This is a genomic window from Streptomyces sp. NPDC020681 (genome assembly GCF_044334895.1).
Taxonomy (GTDB): domain Bacteria; phylum Actinomycetota; class Actinomycetes; order Streptomycetales; family Streptomycetaceae; genus Streptomyces.
This window is the reverse complement of sequence record NZ_JBIRTX010000002.1, coordinates 16360-34479: the sequence shown is the minus strand read 5'-3', so window position 1 is coordinate 34479 and position 18120 is coordinate 16360. Positions and strand designations below refer to the sequence as shown.

General features: G+C 69.1%; 19 protein-coding genes. 11 read left to right on the top strand and 8 right to left on the bottom strand.

All coding sequences use genetic code 11. The features are described 5' to 3' along the window. Nucleotides 1-9: 9 nt before the first annotated feature. Nucleotides 10-558 (top strand): DinB family protein, encoded by a 549-nt coding sequence (locus ACH4YL_RS03600; RefSeq protein ID WP_398504452.1) that lies wholly within the window; start codon nt 10-12, stop codon nt 556-558. A gap of 17 nt (nt 559-575) precedes the next feature. Here ACH4YL_RS03600 and ACH4YL_RS03595 read toward each other — a convergent pair whose 3' ends face one another. Further along, the gene (locus ACH4YL_RS03595) at nt 576-1226 is read right to left on the bottom strand and encodes a bleomycin resistance protein (protein ID WP_398504450.1); all 651 of its coding nucleotides are present in this window, start codon (nt 1224-1226) and stop codon (nt 576-578) included. 40 nt (nt 1227-1266) lie between these two features. On the opposite strand from ACH4YL_RS03595, the gene ACH4YL_RS03590 reads away from it, so the two are divergent. The 3 genes from ACH4YL_RS03590 to ACH4YL_RS03580 all read left to right on the top strand — a co-directional run bounded on the left by ACH4YL_RS03590 (nt 1267) and on the right by ACH4YL_RS03580 (nt 3809). Further along, nucleotides 1267-1908, top strand: a complete 642-nt coding sequence (locus ACH4YL_RS03590) for a PadR family transcriptional regulator (protein ID WP_398504448.1) — start codon at nt 1267-1269, stop codon at nt 1906-1908. 123 nt (nt 1909-2031) lie between these two features. After that, nucleotides 2032-3033, top strand: a complete 1002-nt coding sequence (locus tag ACH4YL_RS03585; RefSeq protein WP_398504446.1) for an ATP-binding cassette domain-containing protein — start codon at nt 2032-2034, stop codon at nt 3031-3033. Nucleotides 3034-3062: 29 nt separating this feature from the next. After that, nucleotides 3063-3809, top strand: coding sequence for an ABC transporter permease (locus tag ACH4YL_RS03580; protein ID WP_398505578.1), 747 nt, complete (start codon nt 3063-3065; stop codon nt 3807-3809). Nucleotides 3810-3848: 39 nt separating this feature from the next. Here ACH4YL_RS03580 and ACH4YL_RS03575 read toward each other — a convergent pair whose 3' ends face one another. After that, nucleotides 3849-5267: a glutamate decarboxylase gene (locus ACH4YL_RS03575; RefSeq protein ID WP_398504444.1), complete on the bottom strand. Its 1419-nt coding sequence runs from the start codon at nt 5265-5267 to the stop codon at nt 3849-3851. Nucleotides 5268-5375: 108 nt separating this feature from the next. Further along, on the bottom strand, nt 5376-5741 hold the full coding sequence (locus ACH4YL_RS03570) for a YbjQ family protein (RefSeq protein WP_398504442.1): 366 nt from the start codon (nt 5739-5741) through the stop codon (nt 5376-5378). Nucleotides 5742-5936: 195 nt separating this feature from the next. On the opposite strand from ACH4YL_RS03570, the gene ACH4YL_RS03565 reads away from it, so the two are divergent. Beyond that, the gene (locus tag ACH4YL_RS03565; RefSeq protein WP_398504440.1) at nt 5937-6632 is read left to right on the top strand and encodes a DedA family protein; all 696 of its coding nucleotides are present in this window, start codon (nt 5937-5939) and stop codon (nt 6630-6632) included. Nucleotides 6633-6695: 63 nt separating this feature from the next. On the opposite strand, the gene ACH4YL_RS03560 is transcribed toward ACH4YL_RS03565, so the two are convergent. Both ACH4YL_RS03560 and ACH4YL_RS03555 read right to left on the bottom strand, forming a co-directional pair. Next, complete coding sequence (locus tag ACH4YL_RS03560; protein ID WP_398504438.1) at nt 6696-8348, bottom strand: threonine/serine exporter ThrE family protein; 1653 nt, start codon at nt 8346-8348, stop codon at nt 6696-6698. A gap of 144 nt (nt 8349-8492) precedes the next feature. Continuing rightward, nucleotides 8493-8987, bottom strand: a complete 495-nt coding sequence (locus ACH4YL_RS03555; protein WP_108151010.1) for an inorganic diphosphatase — start codon at nt 8985-8987, stop codon at nt 8493-8495. Between the two features lie 56 nt (nt 8988-9043). Between ACH4YL_RS03555 and dacB the strand changes: the two genes are divergently transcribed. The 6 genes from dacB (at nt 9044) to folE (ending at nt 16588) form a co-directional block, all read left to right on the top strand. Beyond that, nucleotides 9044-10504 (top strand): D-alanyl-D-alanine carboxypeptidase/D-alanyl-D-alanine-endopeptidase, encoded by a 1461-nt coding sequence (gene dacB / locus ACH4YL_RS03550; RefSeq protein ID WP_398504436.1) that lies wholly within the window; start codon nt 9044-9046, stop codon nt 10502-10504. Nucleotides 10505-10571: 67 nt separating this feature from the next. Beyond that, complete coding sequence (locus ACH4YL_RS03545) at nt 10572-11720, top strand: zinc-dependent metalloprotease (RefSeq protein ID WP_398504435.1); 1149 nt, start codon at nt 10572-10574, stop codon at nt 11718-11720. A 198-nt stretch (nt 11721-11918) separates the two neighbouring features. Continuing rightward, complete coding sequence (tilS, locus tag ACH4YL_RS03540; RefSeq protein WP_398504434.1) at nt 11919-13010, top strand: tRNA lysidine(34) synthetase TilS; 1092 nt, start codon at nt 11919-11921, stop codon at nt 13008-13010. A gap of 50 nt (nt 13011-13060) precedes the next feature. Beyond that, entirely contained in the window at nt 13061-13600 is a 540-nt protein-coding gene (hpt, locus tag ACH4YL_RS03535; protein WP_398505576.1) for a hypoxanthine phosphoribosyltransferase, read from the top strand. A 187-nt stretch (nt 13601-13787) separates the two neighbouring features. Continuing rightward, entirely contained in the window at nt 13788-15809 is a 2022-nt protein-coding gene (gene ftsH, locus ACH4YL_RS03530) for an ATP-dependent zinc metalloprotease FtsH (protein ID WP_398504432.1), read from the top strand. A gap of 173 nt (nt 15810-15982) precedes the next feature. Then, entirely contained in the window at nt 15983-16588 is a 606-nt protein-coding gene (gene folE, locus ACH4YL_RS03525; RefSeq protein WP_398504430.1) for a GTP cyclohydrolase I FolE, read from the top strand. 10 nt (nt 16589-16598) lie between these two features. Here folE and ACH4YL_RS03520 read toward each other — a convergent pair whose 3' ends face one another. The 3 genes from ACH4YL_RS03520 to folB all read right to left on the bottom strand — a co-directional run bounded on the left by ACH4YL_RS03520 (nt 16599) and on the right by folB (nt 18117). Then, nucleotides 16599-17078, bottom strand: coding sequence for a DUF3180 domain-containing protein (locus ACH4YL_RS03520; protein WP_398504428.1), 480 nt, complete (start codon nt 17076-17078; stop codon nt 16599-16601). Nucleotides 17079-17149: 71 nt separating this feature from the next. Further along, nucleotides 17150-17761: a 2-amino-4-hydroxy-6-hydroxymethyldihydropteridine diphosphokinase gene (folK, locus tag ACH4YL_RS03515; protein WP_398504426.1), complete on the bottom strand. Its 612-nt coding sequence runs from the start codon at nt 17759-17761 to the stop codon at nt 17150-17152. Further along, nucleotides 17758-18117, bottom strand: a complete 360-nt coding sequence (gene folB / locus ACH4YL_RS03510; RefSeq protein WP_398504424.1) for a dihydroneopterin aldolase — start codon at nt 18115-18117, stop codon at nt 17758-17760. The genes folK and folB overlap by 4 nt, the downstream gene beginning before the upstream one ends. Nucleotides 18118-18120: the final 3 nt, after the last annotated feature.

Below are 18120 nucleotides of genomic sequence, written 5' to 3'. Positions count from 1 at the left end.
GCAGACACCATGGTCACTCACGTTCCCGCAGAGGCCCACGGCGACGAGCGCGGCGCGCTCCTCTCCTTCGTCGAGGCGCAGCGCGGTGCGATCCGCCGCTCGGTCCTCGGCCTGACCGAGGAGCAGGCGGCGAGCCGTCCGAGCGCCAGCGAGCTCACGCTCTCCGGGCTGGTCAAGCATGTGGCCGAGGCCGAGCTGAACTGGCTGCGGATGGCCCAGCAGCAGCCGAACGAGAAGGCGCGCACCGAAGCGACCTGGTCCGACAGTTTCCGCCTGGTCGGTGGCGAGTCGATCCCGGACATGCTGGCGTTCTGGGAGTCGGTCGCCAAGGAGACCGAGGCGTTCATCGCCTCCGTGCCCAGTCTCGACGACACCTTCCCGCTGCCCGAGGCGCCGTGGTTCCCCAAGGACGGTGCGGTGTCCATGCGTTGGCTGCTGCTGCACCTGGTGGAGGAGATCGGCCGGCACGCGGGCCACGCGGACATCATCCGCGAATCGCTGGACGGCAAGGGCGCGTTCGAGCTGGTGGCGATGGAGCGCGGCGAGAGTTGGGGCTAGACCCCTGACCGGTGAGGCTAAGCCTCCTCGATTTTTGAACCGGCGGCCCGTGCACGCAGACGGGCCGCCGTTTCGTCGTCGTAGAGCCGCTCCGCGACCTCCGCGCGCAACTCCAGCAGCCGGACGAGCTGTTCGGGCGTGGGCCGCTCGTCCTCCAGGCCGAGTGCACGGTCCAGGATCTTCGCGGCCCCCTGGAGGTCCTCCTTCGAGTCGGCGAAGAGCGTCGCCATGTGCAGGGCGCGGGCGAAGGTCTCCTTGGGGGCCGGTCGATGGCTCATGTCGTCGCTGGTCGGCTGACCGACGCGGATGCAGTTGCCGCCGGGATCGGTCATCAGGAACTGCCGCACGCCGTACGACATGTCCTTGAGCGGCCCGATCCGCGGAAGACCGCGGTTCGGGATCCTTCCGTACGCTGCCTTCAGTCCGGTCCGGAAGGTCTCGTACAGCGTGTCCACGTCGTCCGTGACGACGTAGCAGGTGCTGATCGACGCGGCGGGGTCGTACTGCTTGCTGCCGAAGAACTGCAGCTCGATGCCGCCGCGCTCGACGACGGCGTAGGGATTGGGGCTCTTTTGCTGGAAGGTCACGTCGAACCCGAGCGCGGTGTAGAAGTCGAGCACCGGCTGGAGGGTCTGGCACGGCAGGATCGGGATCGTCTTCTCGGCCATGCCAGGTACTCTAGTCAAAGTTGAATAGAAAGGTGTGCGGATGTCAGCGATCCGGCTGCTGGTCCTCGGGGCCGTGCGCCAGCACGGGCGGGCACACGGCTACCAGGTCCGCAACGACCTGGAGTTCTGGGGCGCGCACGAGTGGTCCAACGCCAAGCCCGGCTCGATCTATCACGCGCTGAAGCAGATGGCGAAGCAGGGACTGCTGCACGCCCATGAGATCGCGCCGTCCACGGCCGGCGGGCCGCCGCGCACCGAGTACGAGATCACCGAGAAGGGCACGGAGGAGTTCTTCCAGCTCCTGCGGGAGTCGCTGACGGGCTACGACCAGAAGATGGATGTGCTCTCGGCGGGCATCGGCTTCATCGTCGACCTGACGCGTGAGGAGGCCGTGGCGCTGCTGAAGGAACGGGTACGCGGCCTGGAGGAGTGGCGGTCCACGGTGACCGAGTACTACACGCCGGAGGAGGGGCCCGAGTCGATCGGCCACATCGGCGAAATCATGGACATGTGGATCGGCTCCGCGGACTTCGGCGCGGAGTGGACGCGTGGCCTGATCCGGCGGATCGAGGGCGGGGCGTACACCTTCGCGGGGGAGGGGGAACCGTTCGTCGGCGTGCTGGGCGAGGGCGAGGAGAACCCGTACGCGACCGGTGTGCCGCATGAGGGAGATCAGGGCTAGCCGGGCTTTCGCGCTCGCTAATCAAGTTTGACTAATCGCGGAGCCTGGATTACTTTCGATCCTGTAGTCAAGTTTGACTACAAGGTGGCCCGGCGGCCGCCACGAAGGTGCTGGAGGAGACGAATGACGGACGCGATCGTCGTCGAGGGCGCACGGAAGCGGTACGGGGAGAAGCGGGCTCTGGACGGACTGGACCTGGCGGTGGCGCACGGCACCGTGCACGGAGTGCTCGGGCCCAACGGCGCCGGCAAGACCACCGCGGTTCGCATCATGGCGACGCTGCTGCGGCACGACGAAGGCCTGGTGCGCGTCGCCGGGCACGACGTACGGACCGAGGCGGCCAAGGTACGGCAGCGGATCGGGCTGCTCGGGCAGCATGCGGCCGTCGACGAGGAGCTCGGCGGGCGGCAGAACCTGGAGATGTTCGGCCGGCTCCACCATCTGGGCGCGCGGCGGGCCGGGGCGCGGGCGGACGAACTGCTGGAGCGGTTCGGCCTCACGGACACCGGAAGCAAGGCGGTCAAGCAGTACAGCGGCGGCATGCGCCGGCGGCTGGATCTCGCCGCCTCGCTGATCACGGAGCCGGAGGTGCTGTTCCTGGACGAGCCGACGACCGGGCTGGACCCGCGCGGGCGAGCCGAGGTGTGGAACTCGGTGCGCTCACTGGTCGGCGGCGGCACGACCGTCCTGCTGACCACGCAGTATCTGGAGGAGGCCGACCAGCTGGCAGACCGGATCTCGGTGATCGACTCCGGGCGGGTCGTCGCGGACGGCACCGCCGACGAGCTGAAGGCGAAGCTCGGCGGCGACCGGATCGACGTGGTGGTGCACGCCGCGTCGGACCTGGCGCGGGCGGCCGCGCTGCTGCCCGGGGACGCGTCCGTGGACGAGGACCGGCGGCTGGTCAGCGCGCCGGTCAGCGACCGGATGGCGGCGCTGACGGAGACGGTACGGGCGCTGGAGGCGGCCGGGATCGAGGCGGAGGACATCGCGCTGCGGCGGCCGACGCTCGACGAGGTCTTTCTGCATCTGACGAAGGATTCGGCCGAAGGTGCGACCGAAGGCGCGGCCGAGGATTCGGCCCAGGGTGCTGTCGCGGGGTTCACCGAGGAGGTGGCGGTGTGAGTACGTACGTACTGACCGACTCATGGACCATGACGCGGCGTGAACTCGCCCACTGGGCGCGGCAGCCCGTGCAGGTCGTCGTCGGCCTGGTCTTCCCGGTCATGCTGCTGCTGATGTTCGGCTATCTGATCGGCGGCGGGCGCGGCGTCGAAGGTGCGTACGTCGGTTTCCTCGTGCCGGGCATGCTCGCGCTGACGATGGCCTTCGGGCTCGAGGCGACGATGCTGGCGGTCACTCAGGACCTGGGCAAGGGTGTCATCGACAGGTTCAGGTCGATGCCGATGGCGGACTCGGCGGTGCTGGTGGGCCGGAGTGCGGCGGACATGCTCCAGTCGGCGCTCGGCCTGGTCGTGATGATCGCGGTCGGCCATGCGATCGGCTGGCGCTGGAACGGCGGATTCGGCGCGCTGTTGGGGGCGGTGGGGCTGCTGCTCCTGCTGAGGTTCGCGATGCTGTGGATCGGGATCCATCTGGCGATGGTGGCGGGCAAGCCGGAGATGGTGCAGGCGGTGCAGATCCTGGTCTGGCCGATCGGCTTTCTCTCCAACGCCTTTGCCGCGCCGACGTCGATGCCGGACTGGCTGGGCGCGGCGGTCGAGTGGAACCCGATTTCGGCGACGGCCACTTCGGTGCGGGAGCTTTCCGGCATCTCGGGCGTGGCGGACGGGTCATGGGCGGCGGATCATGCGCAGCTGATGGCGGTGGTGTGGCCGGTGGTGCTGGTCGGGATCTTCTTCCCGCTGGCGGTGGGCCGGTTCAGGCGGCTCAACCACTGAGAACGTCCTCACGGTGAGCGATGGAGACGGTCCTGCCGGTCAGTGGTGGAACGCTGTCGGCTTTCCCGTCTCGTCGCTCAACGGGTGATCCTGGCGGTGCAGTTCCGGCAGCAGCTGGGTGAGGTCCTGGAGCAGCAGCTCGCCGAGGTCGGAGGAGAAGCCGTTGCGGATCACCACACGCAGTACGGAGAGATCCTCGCGGTTGGCCGGGAAGGTGTACGCGGGCACCAGCCAGCCGCGTTCGCGCAGGCGTCGTGAGACGTCGAAGACGTCAAAGCTCTTCACGTCCGGCGCGGTGGTGAACGCGAAAACGGGCAACTCGTTGCCACGGGTGAGGAGCTGGAACTCGTTCATCGCCCCGATCCGGTCGGCGAGCCCGCAGGCGATGTCCCGGGAGGCCTGCTGGACGGCCCGGTAGCCGTCCCGGCCCAGCCGCACGAAGGTGTAGTACTGCGCGACGACCTGAGCGCCGGGCCGGGAGAAGTTCAGGGCGAACGTCGGCATGTCACCGCCCAGATAGTTGACCCGGAAGACCAGTTCCTCGGGCAGTTCCTCGGGCGAGCGCCACAGCGCCCAGCCGACCCCGGGGAAGACCAGGCCGTACTTGTGCCCCGAGGTGTTGATCGACTTGACCCGCGGCAGCCGGAAGTCCCAGACGAGGTCCTCGTCGAGGAAGGGCGCGACCATCGCACCGGACGCCCCGTCCACATGGACGGGGATATCCAGGCCCGTACGCTCCTGAAGGGCGTCCAGCGCGGCGCAGACCTCGGAGACGGGCTCGTACGACCCGTCGAAGGTGGACCCGAGCACGCTCACTACTCCGATGGTGTTCTCGTCGCAGAGATCGGCGGCCGCCTGCGGATCGAGGTGGAAGCGTTCGCCCTCCATCGGGACAAGACGCGCCTCGACCTCCCAGAAATTGCAGAACTTCTCCCAGCAGACCTGCACGTTCACGCCCATGACGAGGTTGGGCCGGGCGCTCGCCGGATAGCGGTCCGCGTTGCGCTGCGCCCAGCGGCGCTTGAGCGCCATCCCGGCGAGCATGCAGGCCTCACTGGAGCCGGTGGTCGAGCAGCCGACGGCGGTGGACGGGTCCGGCGCGTTCCAGAGGTCGGCGATCATCGCCACACAGCGCCGCTCCAGCTCTGCGGTGCGCGGGTACTCGTCCTTGTCGATCATGTTCTTGTCCCGGCACTCCGCCATCAGCACCCCCGCCTGCGGCTCCATCCAGGTGGTGACGAAGGTGGCGAGGTTGAGCCGGGCGTTGCCGTCGAGCATCAGCTCGTCATGGACCAGCTGGTACGCAGGCATGGGCGGCATCGGGCCGTCCGGGAGGTGGTGCTTCGGCGGGGCCGTCGTCATTCCGCTGACCGGGTCGGCAGCCGCGTAGAAGGGGTTGACCGAGAGCTCCCGCTCCCGGTCCGCGGATGCGTCCTCCGCACCTTTGTGGAGTGCCATCAACTCGCCGCCTTCCTCGCCGGGGGCTGTCGGTGCCCAGCTCTCAGGCTCATACCGGCTGGCACCTCCTGCAACGGGAGCGAGCCCGTCCGCCTCACGTGTGCTGCCTCACGTACGCGCGATGACGACCGCCGTGCCGTATGCGCAGACCTCCGTGCCCATATCCGCCGCCTCCGACACGTCGAAGCGGAACATCAGCACGGCATTGGCGCCACGCGACTGAGCCTGTTCGACCAGCCGCTTCATGGCCTGGTTGCGGGTCTCGACGAGGGTCTTGGTGAGGCCCTTCAGCTCGCCGCCGACCATCGACTTCAGGCCCGCGCCGATCTGGCTGCCCAGATGCCGGGATCGCACGGTGAGCCCGAAGACCTCGCCGATGACCTGTTGCACCTGATAGCCGGGTACGTCGTTCGTGGTGACGACCAGCACATTGGACTGCGGTCCCTGTCCGCCGCCGTACTCCTCGATGCCCATCCGAATCCACCTTCCGTGCTGCTGAGCCGGGGTCTTTGACGCACAGCTTTGTCCCAGCGCGGGCACAGTGCATCCTGAGCAGACCGGTGGAACGTGGAACCGTCGCGATCCGTTGATAACTTTGGGCGGCCGACCACGCCGACGACCATGGCGATCGACGATCGACCGACCTATCGACTCAGGAGCCCGGACCTCGTGAATACCCTTGCGCTCGGACCGAGCTGGCTGGACCCGGACTATCTGATCGGGACGTTCGGCCTCATCGGGGTCCTGGTCATCGTGTTCGCCGAATCCGGTCTGCTCATCGGCTTCTTCCTGCCGGGTGACTCGCTGCTGTTCACCACTGGCCTGCTGGTGACGACCAACAAGCTGGACTATCCCCTGTGGCTGGTCTGTCTGCTCGTCGTACTCGCGGCCATCATCGGTGACCAGGTCGGCTATCTCTTCGGACGCAAGGTCGGCCCCGCGCTGTTCAAGCGACCCGACTCCCGGCTCTTCAAGCAGGAGAACGTGGAGAAGGCGCACGACTTCTTCGAGAAGTACGGTCCCAAGTCGCTGGTGCTGGCCCGCTTCGTGCCCATCGTCCGGACGTTCACGCCGATCATCGCCGGTGTGAGCCGGATGAACTACCGCTCGTTCATCACCTTCAACGTCATCGGCGGCGTGCTGTGGGGCGCGGGCGTCACGCTGCTGGGCGCCGGGCTCGGCAAGATCGACTTCGTGCATGCGCACATCGAGTCGATCCTGATCCTGATCGTGCTGATCTCGGTGCTGCCGATCGTGATCGAGTTCCTGCGGGCCCGCTCGAAGAACAAGAAGCAGGCAGCGTCCGACGAGGGGCCGGGCACCGAGATCCCGCCGGCCCAGCGCGGCCGCCACGCCAAGCGCTGAGCCCGCCCGCGCTCGTACGCGTACGGCAGAAACCGCTGGACACCGGCGGAAACGGCAGAACCGCTAGAAGCCGCGGGTCCGCTTGGCCGCGCGGCGGGCGGGTGGGCCCTCGGCGCCCGGCACCCTGAGGAACAGCCGGGAGATCTCGCCGCCCAGGTTCACGCCGATCGCGATCGCCAGCGCCAGCGCGGCGGCCTTGGACAGTGAGGCGAGTCCCGCGTTCAGATCGTTTCTGGCGATCTCGAGCAGCCCGAAGTACGTCGCACTGCCGGGCAGCAGCGGTCCGATCGCGGCGGTGACATACGGCAGTGCCGAGGCGAACCGGTAGCGCGAGAGCACCTGGCCGAACAGGCCGACCAGACCGGCGGCCGCGGCCGTGGCGGCGACGGGCGGGACGTTCGCGGTGTCGGCGAGCGCGCCGTACACCACCCAGGCGACTCCGCCGTTCAGCGTCACCAGCAGCACGGTGTCCCGCTCCTGCTGCAGCATCACGGCGAAGCACAGCGACAGCGCCATCGCCGCCAGCGTCTGGATGACCGGCCGCTCCACGCTGTGGATGGCGGTCTCCGGATTGAGGCCCGCGTCCAGCGCCAGCCCCAGATACAGCACGCTCAGCACGCCGATGACGATGCCGACGACCAGATAGCCGACCTCCAGCAGCCGGGCGGCGGCGGTGATGTAGAAGCCGGTCAGACCGTCCTGTACGCCGGAGACCAGCGCCCGCCCCGGGATCAGCGCGAACAGGCCGCCGGTGATCACCGCGGAGGCGCGCACGTCCAGCGGCGACAGCGTCAGCGCCACGCCCATCGCGGCCGACGGCATGGCCGCCGCCACGAACTGGTAGAACTCCGGGAGCCCGCGGCCCGCGCACAGCCAGGCCAGCCGGTCGCCGAGCATCGCGCTGACCGCCGCCGCAAGGAACACCAGCACATCGCCGCCGACCAGCACGGAAGCCGCGCCCGCCAGCAGTCCGCCGGCCAGGGTCAGGGTCCAGCCGGGGTAGGGGTGCCGGTTGCGGCGGATCTCCGCGAGACGCCGGTAGGCCTCTTCCAGCGAGACGTCGATCTCTTCCGAGCTGATGTCCTGCACCAGCCGGTACACGGCGGCGAGCCGGGTGTAGTCGGTGCCCCGGCGGCGTACGGTCCGGTTCGCCGTGACCGGGTCGTCGACCAGCGACGGCTGGTAGGTGATCGACAGCAGCGTGAACGTGACGGTCGGTTCGCAGCGGTCGAGGCCGTACGAGCGCGAGATGGCGAACATGGCCGCCTCGACGTCCTCGGCGCCCTCGCCGCCGGCGAGCAGCAGTTCGCCGATACGCAGCGTCAGGTCCAGCACGCGCGGTACGGCGGGCCCGCCTTCCTCGGTCCGCTGCACGGCCTCCGGCACCGGCCGCTCGCCGACCGGGATCCGCAGCATCGCCCGCATCCGGTCCTGCCACGGGGCGTCCTTGGTCAGCCGGACCGCCGGGATGCCGTGCGCGGGCGTGAAGGCGGGCGGCGAGCTCTTGGCGCTGTAGGTGCGGGGCGGTGCGAAAGCGGAACCTTCCGGCTCGGCCGGCCCTTCGGTGCCGATCCCGGCCGGAACGGCGAACTCCGAGGACGGATGGTCCTCTTCGGGAACGTCCGGCTGACCGACCCCGGGCGGCGGGGTGAAGGCGCTGTGCGCCTCGTCGGACTGAGGCTTCCGGTCTTCCGGACCCTCCGCTTCCGGCACCACGTGCTGCCTCGCTCCCTCTTGTGTCGACGTGTCAGCTCAGTATGGGCACGACCGCGTGACCGCACGCACAACGGGCGGTGCACCCGCGGGTGCACCGCCCGTAAGAGCAGCTCAGCGGCCTGGCGGCCGCGACCGGACGGGAGCTCAGTGAGCGCCGCCCTGCGCCTCGAGGCGCTTGTAGGAGGCCTCGATCTCGGCCTCGGCCTCGGTGCGGCCGACCCAGTTGGCGCCCTCGACGGACTTGCCGGGCTCCAGGTCCTTGTAGACCTCGAAGAAGTGCTGGATCTCCAGGCGGTCGAACTCGGAGACATGGTGGATGTCGCGCAGGTGCTCGACGCGCGGGTCGGAGGCCGGGACGCAGAGCAGCTTGTCGTCGCCGCCCGCCTCGTCGGTCATCCGGAACATGCCGATCGCGCGGCACTTGATGAGGCAGCCGGGGAAAGTGGGCTCGTCAAGGATGACCAGGGCGTCCAGCGGGTCGCCGTCCTCACCGAGGGTGTTCTCGACGAAGCCGTAGTCGGCCGGGTAGCTGGTCGAGGTGAAGAGTCGACGGTCCAGGCGGATTCGACCGGTCTCGTGGTCCACCTCGTACTTGTTCCGCGAACCCTTCGGGATCTCGATGGTGACGTCGAACTCCACGGGTGGCTCCTCCATGATCAACACATACATCTGGTGGTTAAGTGTCCCTCACGCACATGTGTGATCGCGAAAGGGGCTGGTGCGAGGTGCCAGAGGTCAGGACGTGGCAGCTCGCCGCAGGCTCCGCCGTGGTCGGCCTTGCCCTCGCTGCCGGGGCTGTGGCCGCGGCCGGTCCCTGGGACTCCGGCCAGCGTAAGGCCGAAAGAGAGTGGGCCGCTGCACAGGAGCCGGTGGGTGGCGCACATCACGACAGGCCCGCGGCCAAGCGCCCGGCCCCCGCGCCCAGCGCCCCCGGTGTGCTCGTCGCGCTCGGCGCTCCGCGGACCGCCGCGGCCACCGCGCCCGCGGTCGTGCCCGCCGACGTCGACAAGGAGCTCGCCGGCCGAATCGCCGACGAGCTCGAACCACTGCTCGGCGACGGCGCGCTGGGCACCGTCCGCACCGCCTCCGTCGTCGACCTCGCGACCGGCCGGGAGCTGTACGGGAGGGGCGCGGTGGACCTGATGACCCCGGCCTCCACCATCAAGATCGCCACCTCGGTCGCGGCCCTGTCCGCACTCGGCCCCGACCACCGCATCCCGACCACCGTCGTAGCCTCCAAGGACGCCCGCACGGTCACTTTGGTCGGCGGCGGCGATCCGACGCTGGAGGAGGCCGATCTGCGCGCGCTCGCCGAACGTACGGCGCGCGCCCTGCGCGACCGCGGAGTCACCGCCGTACGTCTCGCGTACGACACCTCCCTCTACAAGGGCCCGGCCCACCACCCCATCGGCGCGGGGAACCCGAACCTCGCGCCGGTCACCGCGCTGATGGTCGCGGAGGGCAGGGTCGACCCCAAGAGCACCGGTTACGCGGCCCGCAGCCTCGACCCGGCGGGCGACGCGGCCCGCGCCTTCGAACGCCTGCTGGGCGACCGCGGCATCAAGGTCTCCGGCGCTCTCGCCGCCGGCCGTCCCGCCGCCGGATCCGCCCCGGTCGCCACAGCCCTCTCGGCCCCGCTCTCGGCCCTGGTCGAGCGGACCCTGACCGACAGCGACAACGACATCGCCGAGGCACTCGCCCGCCAGACCGCGATCGCGAACGGCGAGGAGGCCAGCTTCGCGGGCGCCGGCCGGGCCGTGACCGGGCAACTGAAGCGGCTGAAGCTGGCGTTGGCGGGTTCCCGCTTCGCCGACGGCAGCGGACTCGACCGCGCCGACCGGCTCTCCGCCCGGCTGCTCACCGCCCTGCTGGCCCGCGCGGCCGACCCCGCGCACCCGGGACTGCGCCCGGTCCTCACCGGCCTCCCGGTCGCGGGATTCAGCGGCACCCTCGAGTCCCGCTACACGGAGACCTCGCCCGGCACCGGTGTCGTACGCGCCAAGACCGGCACGCTCTCCGGCGTGAACACGCTGGCCGGCACCGTCGTCACCCCGGACGGACGCCTGCTCGCTTTTGCCTTTCTGACCGGCAACACGCAGTCCAAGGAAGCCGCGCAGCAGGCTCTGGACAGGCTGGCCGCCGCGCTCGCCTCGTGAGGTGGCCGGCCAAAGGGCTGTCGTTTTCACCTCACCGCTTGGCGAGCCCACCACGTACGGTTGACGCATGACGAGCATCGGTGGTGCCGAGATGGTCGACTGGAACCTCGCAGTGGCGACCGCGACCCGCTTTGTGCGGCCCGGGCCCGACGTGAGCCGGGACGAGGCGCGCGCCGTCGTCGCCGAGCTGCGCCGGCATGCCAAGGCCTCCGAAGAGCATGTACGGGGCTTCACCCGGATGATCCCGGAAATCCATGTGCCACAGGACACCCCCGTCCTCGTCGTGGACCGGGCGGGCTGGGTCAAGGCGAACGTCGCGGGCTTCCGCGAGCTGCTCAAACCGCTGCTGGAGAAGATGCAGGAGCGCAGGCCGGGCGGCGCCGGCGGCGCGATGCTCGGCGCGGTCGGCGGCAAGGTCACCGGCGTGGAGCTGGGCATGCTGCTGTCGTTCCTGGCCTCGCGGGTGCTCGGGCAGTACGAGACTTTCGCGCCCGCCACCCGGGAGATGCCGGCCGGGGACCCGTCCGAGACGAACGGCAGGGGCGGCGGACGCCTGCTTCTGGTGGCCCCGAACATCGTCCATGTGGAGCGCGAACTCGAAGTCGACCCGCACGACTTCAGGCTCTGGGTCTGTCTGCACGAGGAGACCCACCGCACGCAGTTCACCGGCGTGCCGTGGCTGCGTGACCACCTCGAGGGCGAGATCCAGTCATTTCTCGGCGAGACCGAAGTCGACCCGATGACGGTGCTCGAACGCTTCCGCGAGGCGGCGCAGTCGCTGTCCGGCGCCCGTCCGGAGGGCGAGGAGGACGAGAGCGGACGCTCCATCGTCGAGCTGGTGCAGACGCCGGCGCAGCGCGAGATCCTGGGCCGGCTGACCGCGGTGATGTCGCTCCTGGAGGGGCACGCCGACTTTGTGATGGACGGTGTCGGACCCGATGTCGTGCCGTCGGTCGCCGAGATCAGGGAGAAGTTCCAGCAGCGCAGGGCGCGCGGGGCGAGCAGGCTCGACCAGGCGCTGCGCAAGCTGCTGGGGCTGGACGCCAAGTTGAGGCAGTACCGCGACGGCGAACGTTTTGTTCGCTCGGTCGTGGAGGAGGTCGGTATGGATGGATTCAACCGGGTCTGGACGTCTCCGAACACACTCCCCACCAAGGCGGAGATCGCCAAACCGGCGGACTGGGTCGCGAGGGTGCACCGTAAAGCAGAGTCGTGAGCGAGGGGCGAACGACGGCAGGAGAACGCCCCCGTAATCACCCATCCGAGGGACCGTAGGCGGTGGGTAGGCGTGCAATGCTCGGGTAACGGCTCGGTTCTGTCACCATCGACGCACTCTCAGTGACTGCTGTGACTGATCCTCCGTTACGACTCCCGACCGAGGCACCCCCCAATCTCTTCACGAAGGGCACCGGACATGGGTCCCCATCCTGCGGTCGCGGCGATACGCCTGGCGGTCCGCCGCGTACTCCACGACGTACTCACCGAACACTCCGCACGCGCCGCGCGCTCGCTGAGCCACGCGGCCTTCGCGCACTCCGCATCCGCCGAGTTCTCCGCGACGACCTCCGCCTCCGCCGCCGCTCCCGTCGATGAGCTGCCGCTCGTGCTTGTGGCCTGCTCCGGCGGCGCCGACTCCATGGCCCTCGCCTCCGCCCTCGCCTTCGAGGCCCGCAAGCTGCCCGTCCGTGCCGGCGGCATCACCGTCGACCACGGCCTCCAGGACGGCTCCGACCTCCGCGCCACCGAAGTCGCCGCCCGCCTCGGCGCGCTCGGCCTGGACCCTGTCGAGGCCATCGCCGTACGGGTCGGCCGCGACGGCGGGCCCGAGGCCGCGGCACGCGATGCCCGCTATGCAGCGCTGGACGACGCCGCGGAGCGTCACGGGGCCTGCTCCGTGCTGCTCGGCCACACCCGCGACGACCAAGCGGAAACCGTCCTGCTGGGTCTCGCCCGCGGCTCCGGGATCCGGTCGCTGTCCGGAATGGCGGCCGTCTCGGGGGCGGCCGGCCGGTACCGCAGGCCCTTTCTCCAGCTCGACCGGCAGACCGCTCGCAAGGCGTGCATGGCCCAGTCGCTGCCCGTCTGGGACGACCCGCACAACGCCGACCCGGCCTACACCCGCTCCCGGCTGCGCCACGAGGGCCTGCCCGCGCTGGAGAAGGCGCTCGGCAAAGGAGTCGTCGAGGCTCTGGCCCGCACCGCACAGCTCTCCCGCGACGATGCCGATGCCCTGGACACCTGGGCCGCCGACGCGGACGCGACCGTACGGGACGAATCGGGCCGGCTCGAGTGCGCCAAGCTCTACGCGCTTCCTCCCGCCGTCCGCCGCCGCGTGCTGCGCAAGGCCGTCATCAAGGCCGGTGCGCCCGCCGGTTCGCTCTTCGCCCGGCACGTCGAAGAGGTCGACCGGCTGATCACCGGCTGGCGCGGCCAGGGGGCCATCAATCTGCCCGGCCGCGTCGAGGCGGTACGGCAGGGTGGCAGACTGGTCATTCGGCAAGGCTGACGCAGTCGCCCCCAAGGCACACAGAAAGCGGGCGCGTGAACGAGAAGGACATGGGCACCGACCTCCAGTCGGTGCTCATCACCAAGGAAGAGATCGACGCGAAGCTGGCGGAGCTGGCCGCGAAGATCGACGCGGAGTACGCGGACAAGGATCTGCTCATCGTCGGTGTCCTCAAGGGCGCCGTGATGGTGATGGCCGACCTGGCGCGTGCGCTGTCCACCCCCGTCACCATGGACTGGATGGCGGTGTCGTCCTACGGCGCGGGTACCCAGTCCTCCGGTGTCGTACGGATCCTCAAGGACCTGGACACCGACATCAAGGGCCGGCACGTCCTGATCGTCGAGGACATCATCGACTCCGGACTCACGCTTTCGTGGCTGCTCTCGAACCTCGGATCGCGCGAACCCGCGTCCCTCGAGGTGTGCACTCTGCTGCGTAAGCCGGATGCCGCAAAGGTCGCGATCGACGTGAAGTGGATCGGGTTCGACATCCCGAATGAGTTCGTTGTCGGCTATGGGCTGGATTACGCGGAGAAGTACCGCAATCTGCCTTTCGTCGGCACGCTCGCGCCGCACGTTTACGGCGGCTGAGCCTGTCGGGAACCACAGCCGCTCTCCCGCCGTTGGAGCATGGGAGGGCGGGTTTGTCAGCCGTACCGTGCGGTCGCGGTGACGATGCTGGGGTACCGTCCGAAGAACAGTTAGCTTTAAATTCAGAGCAGTCTCACAGCAGCATTTACTACGGGCAGGAGGGACGGGGCGAATCCGCTCCGTATGGATGGACGTGAAGCGATACTTCCGTGGGCCGGTCATGTGGATCGTGCTGGCCGTCCTCGCCGTGGTCGTGTTGATGCAGGTCGTCGGCTCGTCCGGCGGCTACAAGACGGTGGACACCGGCGAGGTCGTCCAGGCGATCGACAAAAACCAGGTCGACCAGGTCAAGCTGACCACTGGCGACGAACAGATCATCAAGGTTGATCTCAAGGACGGCCAGAAGGTCAAGGGCAGCGACAAGATTCAGGCGAGCTACATCGGCACCCAGGGCGCCGACCTCGCCGAGAAGCTGCAGACGAAGTACGAGGCCGGTGACATCGAGAAGGGTTACACCGTCTCGCCGTCGAAGCAGAGCCCGTTCGTTTCGGTGCTGCTTTCCCTGCTGCCCTTCGTCCTCATCGTCGTGGTCTTCCTCTTCCTGATGAACCAGATGCAGGGCGGCGGCTCCCGAGTCATGAACTTCGGGAAGTCCAAGGCCAAGCTGATTACCAAGGACACTCCGAAAACGACCTTCTCCGATGTGGCGGGTGCCGACGAGGCGGTCGAGGAGCTCCACGAGATCAAGGAATTCCTGCAGGAGCCGGCGAAGTTCCAGGCCGTCGGCGCCAAGATCCCGAAGGGTGTGCTGCTGTACGGCCCGCCCGGCACCGGCAAGACGCTGCTCGCACGCGCCGTCGCGGGCGAGGCGGGCGTCCCGTTCTACTCGATCTCCGGCTCCGACTTCGTCGAGATGTTCGTCGGTGTCGGCGCCTCCCGGGTGCGTGACCTCTTCGAGCAGGCCAAGGCGAACGCTCCGGCGATCGTCTTCGTCGACGAGATCGACGCCGTCGGCCGGCACCGTGGTGCGGGTCTCGGCGGTGGCCACGACGAGCGCGAGCAGACGCTCAACCAGCTGCTCGTCGAGATGGACGGCTTCGACGTGAAGGGCGGCGTGATCCTGATCGCCGCCACGAACCGGCCGGACATCCTCGACCCGGCGCTGCTGCGCCCGGGCCGTTTCGACCGGCAGATCGCGGTCGACCGGCCGGACATGCAGGGCCGTCTGGAGATCCTCAAGGTCCACCAGAAGGGCAAGCCGGTCGCCCCGGACGTCGACCTGGGCGCGGTCGCCCGTCGTACGCCCGGCTTCACCGGCGCGGATCTGTCGAACGTGCTGAACGAAGCGGCGCTCCTCACGGCGCGCAGCGACAAGAAGCTGGTCGACAACCACGCCCTGGACGAGGCGATCGACCGTGTGGTCGCGGGCCCGCAGAAGCGGACCCGGATCATGTCGGACAAGGAGAAGAAGATCACCGCGTACCACGAGGGCGGACACGCCCTGGTCGCGGCGGCTTCGCCGAACTCCGACCCGGTCCACAAGATCACGATCCTGTCCCGCGGCCGGGCGCTCGGCTACACCATGGTGCTGCCGGAGGAGGACAAGTACTCCACGACGCGCAACGAGATGCTCGACCAGCTTGCTTACATGCTGGGCGGGCGCGCGGCCGAGGAGCTCGTCTTCCACGACCCGACCACGGGTGCCGCGAACGACATCGAGAAGGCCACGACCACGGCCCGCGCGATGGTCACGCAGTACGGCATGACCGAGCGGCTCGGCGCGATCAAGTTCGGCGGCGACAACACCGAGCCCTTCCTGGGCCGGGAGATGGGGCACCAGCGGGACTACTCGGAAGAGGTCGCGGCGCTGGTCGACGAAGAAGTCAAGAAGCTCATCGAGACGGCGCACAACGAGGCCTGGGAGATCCTGGTCGAGAACCGCGACGTTCTCGACAACCTGGTTCTCCAGCTCCTTGAGAAGGAGACCCTCGGCAAGGAGCAGATCGCCGAGATCTTCGCCCCGATCGTGAAGCGTCCGGCCCGCCCGGCGTGGACCGGCTCCACGCGGCGTACGCCCTCCACGCGTCCGCCGGTGCTCTCGCCGAAGGAACTGGCGCTCACCAACGGTGCCGTCGGTACCAATGGCTCGGTGCCTACGGACACCACTCCGGCCGTCGAGGCGGTCCCGGAGGAGCGTCCGGAGAGCTGATCACGTCCCGTGCTCTGGTTCACAGGGCCCGGAATGAATGCCGCGCCCCCCAGGTTTTAGCCTGGAGGGCGCGGCATTCGTGTGTGACCGCAGGCCAGCAGGCCAGAGCAGACCGCAGCAGGTCGGCCAAAGCGGCCTGAGCAAGACCTGAAGCAAGAGGAACGAGGCACAGAATGACCGACCCGGTGACGCTGGACGGCGAAGGCACGATCGGCGAGTTCGACGAGAAGCGGGCCGAGAACGCCGTGCGCGAGCTCCTCATCGCGGTCGGGGAGGACCCGGACCGCGAGGGCCTGCGGGAGACGCCGACGCGGGTTGCGCGGGCCTACCGCGAAATATTCGCGGGGCTGTGGCAGAAGCCGGAAGAGGTCCTGACCACGACGTTCGACCTCGGGCACGACGAGATGGTGCTCGTGAAGGACATCGAGGTGATGAGCTCCTGCGAGCACCACCTGGTGCCGTTCCACGGCGTCGCGCACGTCGGCTACATCCCGTCGAACGACGGGAAGATCACCGGCCTGTCCAAGCTGGCCCGCCTGGTCGACGTCTTCGCGCGCCGGCCGCAGGTCCAGGAGCGGCTGACGACGCAGATCGCGGACTCGCTGATGGAGATCCTGGAGCCGCGCGGTGTGATCGTGGTCGTGGAGTGCGAGCACATGTGCATGACGATGCGGGGTGTACGGAAGCCGGGAGCGAAGACGATCACGTCGGCGGTCCGGGGCCAGCTGCGGCACCCGGCGACGCGCAACGAGGCCATGAGTCTGATCATGGCGCGCTGACCGAACGGCGCTACACGTGCGCCGTGCCGCCCTGGTCCTCGTCCTCGGGGAGTTTGCAGACCCGCTCCAGGAAGAACGCCGCCGCTATCACCGCGATCCCCGCAACCACCGCGAATCCCGCATAGATCGCCTGGTCACGGCGGGCCGGGACGTCGAGCGAGCCCAGCAGGTACACGCCCGTGCCGCCGTACATCCCGCTCACCAGAGCCGCCACCAGCGCGCTCGCCTGGCCGAAGACCACCGCGCGCGCCGCCATCAGCGGCTCCACGCCCTTCGCTCCCGGGCGGCGCTCCCGCTGGGCCTTCAGACGGGCGCGCAGCGAAAGTGCCGTCGCCGTGAGGATGACGGCGATCACCGCCAGGACGATCGGCGCGGCCAGCGGCACGCTCGGGAGTGTGCCGAACGACTCCCACAGGCGGGCGCCGCCCCAGGACAGCACCCCGGCCGCGATGAAGAGACCGGCCAGTACACCGAGCCGTAGTTGCTTCACCGAGTGAGCCGCCCTTCACCTGTCCTGCTTGCCGAGGCCGTGTCCGAGGCCGTGTCCCAAGTGTTCAACGACTACTCGGGGAGACGGAGTTCCAGGTCGGCCCGGGGAAGCACGCCGTCCTGGCCCACCTCCCGCAGCAGCTCGACGACCGGCCCGCGGCCCGGAAGCTGAGCCTCCGGCTCCACGTCGTACCAGGGCGCGAGCACGAACGCCCGCTGATGTGCCCGCGGATGGGGCAGCGTCAGCGCCGGATCGTCGGAGACCACATCCGCGTACGCCACGATGTCGACGTCGATCGTCCGCGGACCCCAGCGCTCCTCCCGCACCCGGTCGAAGGCCTCCTCGATGGCCTGGCCGCGCTCCAGCAGCGAGGACGGCGGAAGGGTCGTCTTGATCACGACCACCGCGTTGAAGTACGAGGCCTGGGAGCCCGGTTCGACGCCCCACGGCTCCGTCTCGTACACCGGCGACACCGCCTTGACCCGCAGTCCCGGAGTGTCCTCGAGCGCGTCGATCGCGCCTTGCAGGGTCTCCAGGCGGTTGCCCAGGTTCGAGCCGAGCGAGATCACCGCCCGTTTCGGATTGGACAGCGTGACGTCCGCCGCGTCGACCTGCTCCACCACGGAGGCGGGCACCGGCTGCACGGTCGGGTCCGTCGCCCCGAAGGAAGAAAACGCAGTCATACTCGGCTCCGGGTGATCGTGATGGTCACATCGTCGAAGGGCACCGTGATCGGCGCGTCCGGCTTGTGCACGACCACCTCGACCTCCTCGACGCCGTCGTGCTTGAGGCACTGCTGCGCGATCCGCTCCGCCAGTGTCTCGATCAGGTCGACCGGCTCGCCCTCGACGACCGCGACGACCTCCTCCGCCACGATGCCGTAGTGCACGGTCTTCGCCAGGTCGTCGTCGGCCGCTGCGGGGCGGGTGTCGATGCCGAGCGCCAGGTCCACGATGAAGGTCTGCCCCTCCTCGCGCTCCCGAGGGAAGACGCCATGGTGCCCGCGGGCCTTGAGGCCGCGCAGCGCGACACGATCCACGCG